The organism is Jonesia denitrificans DSM 20603 (assembly GCF_000024065.1).
GTDB classification, from domain to species: domain Bacteria; phylum Actinomycetota; class Actinomycetes; order Actinomycetales; family Cellulomonadaceae; genus Jonesia; species Jonesia denitrificans.
In genome coordinates this window covers 526,779-538,861 of sequence record NC_013174.1, presented here as the reverse complement: position 1 = coordinate 538,861, position 12,083 = coordinate 526,779, and the positions used below count along the sequence as shown (strand labels likewise).

The 12,083-nt window shown below is 60.2% G+C and carries 11 protein-coding genes; 4 read left to right on the top strand and 7 right to left on the bottom strand.

Annotation, left to right across the window (positions count from 1 at the left end; translation table 11 throughout):
* Position 1: 1 nt before the first annotated feature.
* The 4 genes from JDEN_RS02475 to JDEN_RS02460 all read right to left on the bottom strand — a co-directional run bounded on the left by JDEN_RS02475 (position 2) and on the right by JDEN_RS02460 (position 4,252).
* A complete protein-coding gene (locus tag JDEN_RS02475) occupies positions 2–730 on the bottom strand; it encodes an L-ribulose-5-phosphate 4-epimerase (RefSeq protein WP_015770790.1) in 729 nt (242 codons plus the stop codon).
* A 27-nt stretch (positions 731–757) separates the two neighbouring features.
* On the bottom strand, positions 758–2,377 hold the full coding sequence (locus JDEN_RS02470; protein WP_015770789.1) for a xylulokinase: 1,620 nt from the start codon (positions 2,375–2,377) through the stop codon (positions 758–760).
* Positions 2,378–2,537: 160 nt separating this feature from the next.
* Positions 2,538–3,545 carry a LacI family DNA-binding transcriptional regulator gene (locus tag JDEN_RS02465; RefSeq protein ID WP_015770788.1) on the bottom strand — a complete coding sequence of 336 codons (1,008 nt, stop codon included), beginning with the start codon at positions 3,543–3,545 and terminating at the stop codon, positions 2,538–2,540.
* On the bottom strand, positions 3,542–4,252 hold the full coding sequence (locus tag JDEN_RS02460) for a hypothetical protein (RefSeq protein ID WP_015770787.1): 711 nt from the start codon (positions 4,250–4,252) through the stop codon (positions 3,542–3,544). The genes JDEN_RS02465 and JDEN_RS02460 overlap by 4 nt, the downstream gene beginning before the upstream one ends.
* A 94-nt stretch (positions 4,253–4,346) precedes the next feature.
* Between JDEN_RS02460 and radA the strand changes: the two genes are divergently transcribed.
* Positions 4,347–5,708: a DNA repair protein RadA gene (gene radA / locus JDEN_RS02455; protein WP_015770786.1), complete on the top strand. Its 1,362-nt coding sequence runs from the start codon at positions 4,347–4,349 to the stop codon at positions 5,706–5,708.
* Between the two features lie 103 nt (positions 5,709–5,811).
* Positions 5,812–6,900, top strand: a complete 1,089-nt coding sequence (disA, locus tag JDEN_RS02450; protein WP_015770785.1) for a DNA integrity scanning diadenylate cyclase DisA — start codon at positions 5,812–5,814, stop codon at positions 6,898–6,900.
* A 46-nt stretch (positions 6,901–6,946) separates the two neighbouring features.
* On the opposite strand, the gene JDEN_RS02445 is transcribed toward disA, so the two are convergent.
* A complete protein-coding gene (locus JDEN_RS02445) occupies positions 6,947–7,588 on the bottom strand; it encodes a hypothetical protein (RefSeq protein WP_041287791.1) in 642 nt (213 codons plus the stop codon).
* A gap of 170 nt (positions 7,589–7,758) precedes the next feature.
* On the opposite strand from JDEN_RS02445, the gene JDEN_RS02440 reads away from it, so the two are divergent.
* A complete protein-coding gene (locus tag JDEN_RS02440) occupies positions 7,759–8,694 on the top strand; it encodes an HhH-GPD family protein (RefSeq protein WP_015770783.1) in 936 nt (311 codons plus the stop codon).
* On the opposite strand, the gene JDEN_RS02435 is transcribed toward JDEN_RS02440, so the two are convergent.
* Positions 8,669–9,205 (bottom strand): amino-acid N-acetyltransferase, encoded by a 537-nt coding sequence (locus JDEN_RS02435; protein ID WP_041287790.1) that lies wholly within the window; start codon positions 9,203–9,205, stop codon positions 8,669–8,671. The two genes, JDEN_RS02440 and JDEN_RS02435, sit on opposite strands and share 26 nt — an antisense overlap.
* 26 nt (positions 9,206–9,231) lie before the next feature.
* Complete coding sequence (locus tag JDEN_RS02430) at positions 9,232–10,185, bottom strand: sugar-binding transcriptional regulator (RefSeq protein ID WP_015770781.1); 954 nt, start codon at positions 10,183–10,185, stop codon at positions 9,232–9,234.
* A gap of 95 nt (positions 10,186–10,280) precedes the next feature.
* Here JDEN_RS02430 and JDEN_RS02425 point away from each other — a divergent pair, with 95 nt between their 5' ends.
* A complete protein-coding gene (locus JDEN_RS02425) occupies positions 10,281–12,029 on the top strand; it encodes a glycerol-3-phosphate dehydrogenase/oxidase (RefSeq protein WP_015770780.1) in 1,749 nt (582 codons plus the stop codon).
* Positions 12,030–12,083: the final 54 nt, after the last annotated feature.

Sequence of the window (12,083 nt, the reverse complement as noted above, 5' to 3'; positions counted from 1 at the left end):
ATTACTGGCCGTACACGTTTTGGTAGCGGTCAAAGAGTCGGTCAATGTCGTCTTGGCCAATCCGGCCAGGTTCGCCCAGTTGCCGAGAGATGTGGACGGTGCGGGCAACTTCCTCCACCATGACGGCTGCCTTGACTGCATCTTTGGCGTCTTTCCCGATGGTGAAAGGTCCGTGGTTGCGCATGAGGACTGCCCGTGAGCGTGACTCACGCAGGGTGTCGACGATGCCTTGTCCAATGGAGTCATCTCCAATGAGCGCAAAGGGACCAACGGGGATGTCACCACCGAACTCGTCAGCCATCATGGTGAGTACACACGGGATGGGTTCGGCACGGGCAGCCCATGCGGTGGCGTAAGTCGAGTGCGTGTGCACAACCCCGTACACTCCTGGCATGTTGCGGTACACGTAGGCGTGCGCTGCAGTGTCTGAGGACGGTGCTTTGTCCCCGTCCACGAGGTTGCCATCAAGGTCACAGACAACCATTTTTTCGGGCGTGAGCTCGTCGTAGGTGACACCGGATGGTTTGATAACGAGAAGGTCAGCACTCTTGAGGCGTTGGGACACGTTCCCTGCGGTCCACACAACAAGTTCCCATTTGGGCAGTTCGGCGTGCAGCGTGGAGACGATGCGACGAACCTCAGCGATTTCGTCGAGGACTTCTTGTGAGTATCCCTCAAGTCCGCGTGCCGAGGGGACATTGCGTGGGGATTCCTGCTCGTGATTGAACATGGTTTTCCTTGGGTTGGGATGGGTGGGTTAGAGGCTGGTGGTGGCTGCCCGCTCGATGGCGAGGCCCGTTTCGTAGGTGGTGAGGTAGGTGGCAAACCCGTCAACGTCGCTGGGTTGTGGTTCGACCGTGGTGACGTTGGAATCAGCGAAAATGTGGGTGGTGAGGTAGGTGCCCAAGTCATCTGCAGTGGCACCGCTGAGCCGTTGCGCAGTGTAGTGCGCGAGCACCGCGATTCCCCAGGCTCCGCCTTCTCCGGCGGTGGTCCCCACGGACACCGGTGCGTTGATGGCGGCTGCGAGGAAGCGTTGGGCCACTCCTGCGGTACGGAACATGCCACCGTGAGCGAACATGTTGTCGATGACAACACCTTCGTTGGACAAGACCCGCATCCCTAGAGCGAGAGTGCCAAATGCCCCATAGATGTGGGTGCGGGCAAAGTTCGCAAGGGTGAGGCGTGAGTCGGGGGTGCGGACAAAGAGGGGACGCCCCTGCTCGAGGCCGGTGATGGGTTCGCCAGAGAGGTAGTTGTAGGCGAGGAGCCCACCACCGTCAGGTTGCCCGTTGAGGGCTGCCGTGAAGAACGTTTCGAAGATGGCGTCGGGCGTAGTGGTCACGCCGAGTCCTTGAGCAAATTCACCGAGGAGGGTTGCCCATGCGTTCAGTTCGGAAGCCCCGTTGTTGCAGTGAACCATGGCAACAAGGTCACCGGTGGGTGTAGTCACGAGGTCGAGTTCGTGGTGAACCTGAGTGAGGGGCTGTTCGAGGACGACCATCGCGAAAATGGAGGTTCCTGCTGACACGTTGCCAGTGCGTGGGGAAACGGCGTTGGTTGCGACCATCCCGGTTCCAGCGTCACCTTCTGGTGGGCACAAGGGGATTCCCGATGCGAGGGTTGCGCTGGTATCGAGCCACCGTGCCCCCTGGGCGGTGAGCCGACCGGCGTCGCTGCCTGCGACGAGCACGTCGGGCAGGAGGTTACGCACCGCTGGTACAGATCGGTGGGTGGCGATGCGGGTGTCAGTGAGATCGAGGAGGCGTTGGTCGTAGTCGCGGGTTGCTGGGTCGATGGGGAACATACCCGAGGCATCCCCGACACCGAGGACGTGGCGGCCGGTGAGTTTCCAGTGCACGTACCCTGCAAGCGTGGTGAGGCGTGCGACCTTGTCGACGTGCTCTTCGTTGTCGAGGATTGCTTGGTACCAGTGAGCGATCGACCAGCGCAGTGGGATGTTGTATCCCAGGAGTTCGCTCAATTCACCTGCTGCTGGTCCGGTGTTGGTGTTACGCCAGGTGCGGAAGGGGACAAGGAGGTTGTCGTCCGCGTCGAAGGCAAGATATCCGTGCATCATGGCAGACACACCAATGGCCCCAAACCGAGTGGGGGCAACTCCGTACTGGGCGGTGGTGTCAGCCAGTAGCGAGGCGTAGGCGGCTTGCATTCCTGCGTCCACCTCGGGGAGCGGGTAGGTCCACAGGCCGTTATCGTAGGTGTTTTCCCAGGAGTGACTGCCTTCGGCCAGTGGTGTTCCGTCATCGGAGATCAGACACGCTTTGATGCGGGTGGAGCCGAGTTCTATTCCTAGCGAGGTATGTCCAGCAAGGATCGCTGCTGCGATGTCAGAGTGGGGGGTTGGGGTCGTTGTCATGATGCCTCTTTTCGTCACGTCACTGTGTGGAGGACTCGGTTGAATATGAAGTGGTGTGGGAGCCTGTTACTTCAATGTTAACGTTCACAAAGGGGTGTGGGCAAGACCTACGTCCCCACTGCAACCACAGTCAGACACCGCTGTCTGACCGCGGCAACCCTCACCGCGGTGATGCAGTGCTGTGCCGCACCACCAACTGTGGAGGAAGAACCTGAGGCGTGACATCCTGCCCATCAATGGCAGCCAACAACGTCTCCATAATGACCTTGCCCATCCGCGCAAACGGATGATGAATCGTAGTCAAGGGCGCAATAAAATGAGCCGCACCAGGCACATCATCAACCCCCACAATGGACACATCTTCTGGAACCCGAACCCCTGCCTCATACAGAGCTCTCATGACCCCCAACGCGATCATGTCGTTGGCAGCAAAAATCGCGGTCGGTAACCCAGCCCGCACAAAATCCCGCCCGATGTCATAACCACGCTCACTGCTCCAGTCCGACTGAATCAACGGCACCGGATTCACACCCACCTCACGACACTCCAACTGCCACCCCTCAAGCCGGCCCCGCGCATCCGTCCAATCCAACGGTCCTGAAATGTGAGCAATCTGCTCGTGCCCCAGTGACGCCAAATGCCGCACCGCAAGACGCCCCGTCTCCACCTGATCCAACGACACTGTGTGAATGTGACCAGGCACATGGGCGGCGTCAGCAAGAACAACCACAGGAATCGACGGCTCAAAACTCCGAATCGCGTCCAACACCTGACTATGTGGAGCGACAATGACAATGCCCTCCACATTCTGCGATAACAAATGGTCCAACAACGTATTCATCGAGGTCGGCGTGGGCTGGCGCACCGTTGCAACCGCCACAATGTAGCCCGCCTCACGGGCAGCCTCTTCAATCGCCACAAAAGCCCGCTGCGGCCCAAACAATGACGACCCCGTCGTAATCAAACCAATCGTTGCTGTCCGCCGAGTCACCAACGCTCGTGCAGCAAGATTACGGCGATACCCCAAATCCGCCACCGCCTGCAACACACGATCCCGCGTCTCAGGTCGCACCGACGGATGATCATTCAACACCCGCGACACCGTTTGATGTGACACTCCCGCAAGCCGTGCCACATCGTTCATCCCCGGAGGGCGTGTGCGTGTCACAGCGCATATCCCACAGCAACATTCGAGACATCCTCGACCGGCCCATACACCTCAAACACCGCCGTGTGATTCGACCACACTGCATGCCCAACACCCTGCGCAACGCTCACATCACCACGCAACGGATCAGGCACATCGGCAAGCAACTCATGCACAACGAGCACACCAGCCTCATCCTGACCCACCACAACAGGAACACCCGACGCTTCTCCCGCACGCTGAGCTGCTGCTTTCTGCGCCTGCTGCGCAGTAGCAAATTGGCTCGCGAACACCGTGCACCCCGCCTCACCTTCCGCAGCCGCGAACGTCAACTGGTAACTTTCCAGCGCATCGTCAAACAACACCGGCTCCAGCGCAACAAAATCGCTCAACGCATACTGACGCACCGAATCCGGCAGCGCCTGCGCAAACGCAGACAACCCCTCCCCCTTCGCGGCAGCAGGAACCGCCGGCGTCGGGGCCGGCCCTTCCTGCGTCACCGTCACCGTGGGAGCAGGAGATGACTGCGCATCAGAATCAGAGCCCGACACAATGCCCACCACACCCTGAATAATGAAATACAACGCCACCGCAATGGCGACCACCCAGACGATCTTGCGGCCCGTCGTCACCGGTAAATCATTCGACTTCTTCTCACTGGCATCCGCATCATCAGGTGACGTCCCGTTCTGCTGATCACGGTCATCGGGTTGTGGTGGCTGTGTCACTGTGAACTCCTTGGTGAAATGTGCTTTCCCCCACTGTATCGGCGTGACCAGTCATCCGCTGAGAAATGTCAGAACGAACTTGTACAGTGACCACATGCCACCAGCAGCAAAAAAACAACGCACCAGCCACACCTGTTCCGCCTGCGGGTGGAGCACCGGCAAATGGGTTGGCCGGTGCACCCAGTGCGGCGAATGGGGCACCCTCACCGAAACATCCGCGGTCTCCGGCCCCCGGACCACCGCAACGACACTGACCACACCAGCCACCCCCATCTCCCACATTGACGCACACATCACCCAAGCCCGACCAACCGGGATTGATGAATTCGACCGAGTCCTCGGCGGAGGGCTGGTCCCCGGCGCAGTCATCCTCCTCGCCGGGGAACCCGGGGTAGGAAAATCCACCTTACTTCTCGACGTGGCTGCAACCACCGCACGCAGCGGCCGCACAGTCCTCTACGTCACCGCCGAGGAATCCGCAGGTCAAGTCCGTTTACGCGCCGAACGGATCGGCGCACTTGACGACAACCTCTACCTCGCCTCCGAAGTCGACCTGGGACAAGTACTCGCCCACGTCAACGCGGTCACACCAGACCTGCTCATCGTGGACTCCGTGCAAACGATCGCCTCCACCCAAGTGGACGGCGCAGCAGGAGGTGTCGCCCAAGTCAAAGAAGTCGCCTCCGCCGTGATCTCCGTAGCCAAAGAACGCGCAATCCCCACCATTGTCGTAGGACACGTCACCAAAGACGGGTCCGTGGCAGGACCACGAACCCTGGAACACCTTGTCGATGTGGTCTGCCAGTTCGAAGGAGACCGTCATTCACGGTTACGCATGGTCCGCGCTGTGAAAAACCGGTACGGTCCCACCGATGAGGTCGGGTGCTTTGACCTCAGCGAAACCGGAATAGTCGGGTTGGCTGATCCCTCGGGGTTATTCCTTTCGCAGGTCAACATGCTCGTCGCAGGAACCTGCATCACTGTGACCCTTGAGGGGCGCCGCCCACTGGCGCTAGAAGTCCAGTCCCTTGTGGTCCCCAGCCCACTGACCAACCCCCGCCGCACCACCAGTGGAGTTGATTCCTCACGTCTGGCGATGATCCTGGCGGTTGCCCACCGCCACCTGGGGGCACGCCTCATGGACGCCGACATTTACGTGTCCACGGTTGGGGGCGCAAAAATGACTGAACCAGCAGTAGACCTCGCCATGCTCCTAGCAACAATGAGCGCCGTTGAGGACCGTCCCTTACCAGTGGGAACTATTGCTCTGGGTGAAGTTGGTCTGGCCGGAGAGATCCGGTCCGTCACTGGTCTGGCCCGTCGCCTCCAGGAAGCGGCACGCCTTGGTTTCACCCGGGCCATCATCCCTGCCAGCACGAATACACCCGCAGTTGCCGGGATCACCACGTTGGAAGCAACCACAGTGCGCGATGCGCTCGCACACGCATACGAGTGAACCGCTCACGATAACCCTGACCAGGGAATCATCCATGTCATACCTGAGGTTGATTCTTTGCGTTTTTCACCGCGCGAGCGCCCAATTCCCGTAGTATTCTGTCGTGGCCTTCTCTCCTGCACCGCAAACTGACCAACTGCTCCGTGACACTCTCGCCACGGTTGCACCAGGCACAGAACTTCGTGATGGCCTCGAACGGATCTTGCGTGGCCGCACCGGGGCACTCATTGTTCTTGGGTACGACGACGTGGTCGAATCCATTGCCACAGGCGGGTTCGAACTCGATGTCGAATTCTCCGCAACACGGCTTCGGGAACTGTGCAAAATGGATGGCGCCGTGGTCATGGACCCGGCTACACGGCGGATCCGGCGGGCAGCAGTCCAACTACTGCCCGATTCCTCCATTGAAACCTCTGAATCGGGTACCCGGCACCGCACCGCTGAGCGGGTGGCGAAACACACTGGTCTCCCCGTCATTTCCGTGTCGCAATCCATGCACATTATTGCGCTGTATGTGGGTGGCCGCCGCCACGTGTTGGAAGACCCAGACACCATCATCGGCCGGGCCAACCAAGCGATCGCTACCCTCGAACGGTACAAGGCTCGCCTCGATGAAGTGAGCGGAACATTATCAGCCCTCGAAATTGAAGACCTCGTCACCGTGCGTGATGTGTGTATTGTCGTGCAGCGCCTCGAAATGGTGGGGCGCATTTCCGATGAAGTTGCCAACCATGTGGTGGAACTTGGGGTTGAAGGTCGCCTCTTGGCGTTGCAGCACGACGAGCTCATCGGTGCGATCAGCGCCGACCGTGAACTTGTGTTGCGCGACTATGTGGATACCACCAAAAAGAACCACTCCGTCGCTGATGTTCTCGCCCAACTGGCTGCCCTTGACTCCACGGAGCTTCTAGACCTTGGTCTTATTGGTCGAGTCCTAGGACTCCCTGGTGGTGGTGACGCGCTGGACGCCGCAGTTGCACCCCACGGCTACCGACTCATGGCGCGGATCCCGCGACTTCCCGCACTCATCATGGACCGGTTGGTGCAGCACTTTGGCGGCTTGCAAAAGCTTCTCGCCGCCACAATTGATGACCTCATGGCCGTTGATGGTGTCGGTGAACAGCGCGCCCGGGCTGTGCGTGAAGGCCTGTCCCGACTCGCAGAATCAAGCATCCTCGAACGCTACGTCTAAGACCTTCATCCGGCTGTGCGCCCAGTGACAAGGACCCGGGCCTTACTCATGCCACGGAAAACACGAATCGCTCCGAGGTTTTCCCGTCATAGGACACGACCGCATAGTACGTACCTGGTTTGAGTTCCGGCAGGTCATTCTCGCAATCTTTCGTGGAACGCGTTGACTGCCAGGGAACAATCATCTCGTCTTGGTCTCCTGTGGCGAACAGCAGTGTTCGTGACCCTGCTGTATCGCAGTGCGCCGAGGACCAAATATTGTCGTTCCCTGAATGAACCGTCACGACCCGCTCACTGAGCCCTGCGTCCACTGTGCAGTCTGCCTCACCTGTGTACCGCATTGTCACGGTGAAGGGCAGCGTCTCCCCTGGCGTTGTTGTGGTTTTGTCACTTGTGAGGGTCAGGGTGATGTGCGCGGGGTCGCACGCTGCGGGACCACCCGTATCAGTGTCAGCAGGTTGCGCATCGGTACTAGTGTCACCCGTGCCACCGGTACTAGTGGCCGATGACGAAGTGTCCTCGCCAAACAACGCAGCCCACGCACTGCGCACTCCCCAACTCACCAGGGCCACCAACGCGACCAGGATGGCAAGCGCAACTGCCCGCCGAATCCAGTACACCCGTTGCGGGACGGGTTGGGGTCGTGGTGAACGCGGCGGGCGAGGTGGTCGCCGTGGTGGCTCGTCCATGGTTGTACGGTAACGACACCCACCCAATCGTGATGTGCGCCACGCCGCTTCGTCACAATTTCTCCTCACACACGGCACCTGGGAAGTGACGTGCTGCCGTTCCGCAACGCGCGCATTGTCGCCGACGCGCCCCCAGCTCTCCCCATTGCTGACATGTGACAATAGGCGCCATGCCCCCAGCACCACACACCACACCACCGCATGTTGACGAAGTTCACGCCCAGTTGTCTGCGTGGTTCGACGGCGCTGAACGCGATCTGCCGTGGCGGCGCCCAGGCACAACACCGTGGGGGGTTTTGGTCAGTGAGGTGATGTCCCAACAAACCCCCGTGGCACGTGTTGCTCCCAGGTGGGAGCGATGGATGACGATGTGGCCCACGCCCGCCCACATGGCTGCTGCATCTCGTGATGTGGTCCTCACCGAGTGGGGAACGTTGGGTTACCCGCGTCGTGCACTGCGCTTGCACGAATGTGCTCGTGTCATCACCGAACGTCACCACGGTGAAGTTCCCGCTACGGAGGAAGAGCTGCGTGCACTGCCAGGGATTGGTTCCTACACGGCGGCCGCTATTGTGGCGTTTGCCTTTCACCGGCGTGCAGTGGTTCTTGACACCAACGTGCGTCGGGTGATTGCGCGAGTGTTTGCAGGGGTTGCTCTTCCGCCGCCGTCGCCCCGGCGCCATGAGTGGGAGCTAGCCGATGCGCTCGCCCCGCTAGCAGACCAGGACGCCGCACGGTGGGCGGTTGCGTCCATGGAGTTTGGTTCGTTGGTGTGCACAGCTCGGACACCTCGGTGTGACCAATGCCCGATCGCGCACCTGTGCGGGTGGCGGGAGGCAGGCTATCCCGATGACGAGCACGCGCCCATTCGTCGTCCGCAACGCTTTGCCGGCACGAACCGGCAGGTGCGTGGCATCATCATGGCTCACCTGCGAGCGCATCGGTGTGCGAGTCGTGATGAGGTTGCTGGTTTGTGGGTTGCGGACCCCGAGCAGTTGTCCGCGTGTGTGGAGTCGTTGGTGGCGGATGGTTTGGTGGAAGAAACGGCAGGTGTCTTCCATCTTCCTGATGTGGTGGTGGCTACGGGTGGGGTGGGTGCTCGTTGAGTTCGATGAGCATGCGGGTGTTGCCGAGGGTGTTGGGTTTGACGCGGGCAAGGTCGAGGAACTCGGCGATTCCGTCGTCGTGGGAGCGTAGGAGTTCGGCGTAGACCTCGGTGGAGACGGGGGTGCCGTCGATGGGGTGGAATCCGTGGCGGGTGAAGAAGTCGACTTCGAAGGTGAGGCAGAAGACTCGGCTGAGTTGCATGGTGTGGGCGCGGTGGAGGAGTTCGGTGACGAGTGCGTCACCAATTCCGTGGCCGCGGTGGTGTTGTGAGACGGCGAGGGTGCGGATTTCGGCGAGGTCTTCCCACATGACGTGGAGTGCACCGCATCCGATGATGGTGTGTGGCTCTCCCATAGGGTGGGCGACAACAAATTCTTGGATGGCTTCGTAGTAGGCGACTGCTTCTTTCGCGATAAGGATGCGCTCGTGTGCGTAGGGTTCAACAAGTTCGCGGATTGCTCTGACGTCGCGGGGGGCTGCTGGGCGCAGCTGGAACACTGGTGATGTCACCTTCACAGATTACGCGGGTGTGTTTGTTATGTCGTGGTTATTGTGAGCAGGCGGGTTGCGGTGACTTCGTCGATGACGAGGTCGGTGATGACGCCTGCTTGGAGTGCGGCGAGAAGTGCGGGAACTTTGTTGTCACCTGCTACTGCGCATACTCGGCGTGGGAAGGTTGTGAGTTGGTCGGGTGTGGGGCCGGTTGCTCGGCGGTTGATGGGGATATCGGCGTAGGTTCCGTCTGCTCGGAGGAAGACGGTGCAGACATCGCCGACGACGCCTTCGGTGTCGAGGACTGCGATGTCTTCGGGTTCGAGGTAGCCGGCGGAGTAGACGTGGGAGGGGAGCGCCCCTGTGGTGGCTCCTACGGAGAACAAGGCGATATCGGTTTGGGCTTGGACGTCAAGGACACGGCGTACGGAGCGTTCCCGCCACATCGCGTCTTTTGTTTCTTCGTAGTCGAAGAATGCGGGGACGGGGAAGTACACGGAGTGGGCGTCAAACGCGTCGGCGAAGGCGGCCAGGAGGTCTCCTGCGTAGGCGACTCCTGATGTGCGGGTGTTGGCTGCCCCGTTGAGTTGGACAACGATCGCCCCGTGGATGGGTTTTGCGGGCAAGTGGCGGGCGATAGCCGATGTGGTGGTTCCCCAGGCGATGGACAGCACCATTTCGGATTGCAGCCATGAAGCAAGGAGTCGGGCGCACGTCAGTGCAACTTGGTCTAGTCGTGCCTCGTGGGAGGTGGAGTCGAGTACGGGGACGACGAAGGCTTCCACGCCCCATCGTTCGCGGAGGTATTGCCGTATCCCAGGCGCGCGGGAGTGAGTTGGGCGAAGATTGATTTCAACAAGGCCTGTCTCACGGGCAGCTTTAATCATGCGGGAGACGGTTGAGCGTGAGGTCCCTAAGTGGCGTGCAATGGTCTCCATTTTGACGTCTTGGAGGTAGTACATTGACGCAGCCTTAAGGACATCTTGATCGCGATACACCACACCCCAGTGTTGCACATATGTGCACAGCGGTTGCGCAGCCGTTCGCCACCCTGAATATTTGTACCGAACACATCCCACCCGGAAGGTGACACATGTCAGCCCTGACAGCCAGCACGGCAATGACGCCCGAAACCAGAATTCGATCCCTGGAAGCATTAAAGGCCACCACACCTGAGGAGCCGTTAGACGTCCTCATCATTGGTGGCGGGGTCACCGGTGCAGGGACAGCACTTGACGCAGTCACCCGTGGGCTCGACACTGCGATCATCGAGGCACAAGACTGGGCATCGGGGACGTCAAGCCGCTCTTCTAAACTTGTCCACGGTGGTTTGCGGTACCTGCAAATGCTGGACTTCTCTCTTGTTCATGAAGCACTCACTGAACGAGACCTGCTCATCAACAAGTTGGCCCCACACCTGGTCAAACCGGTGCCCTTCTTGTTCCCCCTCATCAAACAGTACGAGCGCCCCTACATTGGCGCGGGCATCATGCTCTATGACATTCTTGCCTCGCTTGCCCCAGGGAAACGGGCGATGCCGTTCCACCGGCACCACGGCCGCAAATCCATGGAACGCCGCTTTCCCTCGCTGCGTCACGACGCTGCTGTTGGAGCGATCGAGTACTACGACGGGTCCGTCGACGACGCACGTCTTGTCCTCACCCTCACCCGCACTGCCGTGTCCTACGGTGCTCACGCCTGCTCCCGGACTCAAGTTGTTGAACTGACCAAATCACCGGCTGGCCGAGTCAACGGCGCAGTTCTTAAAGACCTTGAAACCGGCGACACTTTCACCGTGCATGCACGGCATGTCATCAACTCCACCGGTGTGTGGACCGAGGAAACAGAAGCACTGGCCGGTGGCACCGGCGGCCTGAAGGTCCTTGCGTCCAAGGGCATCCACATTGTGGTGCCCCGTGACCGAATCAAGGGCAACGCGGGCCTGATTTTGCAAACCGAAAAGTCAGTTCTCTTTGTGATCCCCTGGTCACGGTACTGGGTGATCGGAACCACCGACACCCCGTGGGAGCACGACCTTCAACACCCGGTCGCCACCGCAGAAGACATCGACTACGTCCTGGATCATGCCAACGCGGTCCTGCAAGACCCATTGACCCGGGACGACATCATCGGGACCTGGGCTGGGTTACGGCCTCTGCTGCAACCAGGGACCAAAGAGGGCACCTCATCGGCAAAGGTTTCGCGTGAGCACACAGTTGCTTCCCCAAACCCAGGATTCACCGTGATCGCGGGTGGGAAACTCACCACCTACCGGGTCATGGCAGAAGACGCGGTGGACTTTGCCCTTGGCCCAGAAGCATCCGCACGCCCATCAGTCACCAACAACATCCCCCTGCTTGGTGCAGTGGGGTTGGCAGCCATGACCAATCAAGCCAAGGCACTGTCCAAGCGTTTTGGCTGGTCGAAGCAGATGATCGCCCACCTGCTTCACCGCTACGGCTCGATGATCAACGAAATCGCTGCGGCCTGTGGCCAAGACCCTTCGCTGGCAGAACCCCTCACGCACGCAGATGCCTACTTGCGAGCCGAAATTTGGTATGCGGCGCACAACGAGGGTGTCATTCACCTTGAGGATGTCATGCTGCACCGAACCCGCATCATCTATGAGTACGCGGATAAGGGGCGGGCCGCAATCGACGAGATCACCGAGATCGTCGGCGAGGCCCTTGGGTGGGACGAGGACCGTCGCGCCCAAGAAAAGCGGTCCTACCTGGAACGCATCGACGCTGAAGAAGCCGCTGAACAAGAACTCGACGATGCTGCGGCAGAAAAGGTGCGGTTGCGCGCCACTGAGATCGCCCCGATGGAGCGACTCGCCTAAAGCGTGCGTTGCGGGGGCCCGTGCCCCCGCAACGCCCTCCCATTCACCGTGTAC

Coding starts and splice junctions, on each gene's coding strand:
- JDEN_RS02475 (WP_015770790.1), bottom strand. CDS start 730: ATGTTCAATCACGAGCAGGAATCCCCACGCAATGTCCCCTCGGCACGC.
- JDEN_RS02470 (WP_015770789.1), bottom strand. CDS start 2,377: ATGACAACGACCCCAACCCCCCACTCTGACATCGCAGCAGCGATCCTT.
- radA (WP_015770786.1), top strand. CDS start 4,347: ATGCCACCAGCAGCAAAAAAACAACGCACCAGCCACACCTGTTCCGCC.
- JDEN_RS02445 (WP_041287791.1), bottom strand. CDS start 7,588: ATGGACGAGCCACCACGGCGACCACCTCGCCCGCCGCGTTCACCACGA.
- JDEN_RS02440 (WP_015770783.1), top strand. CDS start 7,759: ATGCCCCCAGCACCACACACCACACCACCGCATGTTGACGAAGTTCAC.
- JDEN_RS02425 (WP_015770780.1), top strand. CDS start 10,281: ATGTCAGCCCTGACAGCCAGCACGGCAATGACGCCCGAAACCAGAATT.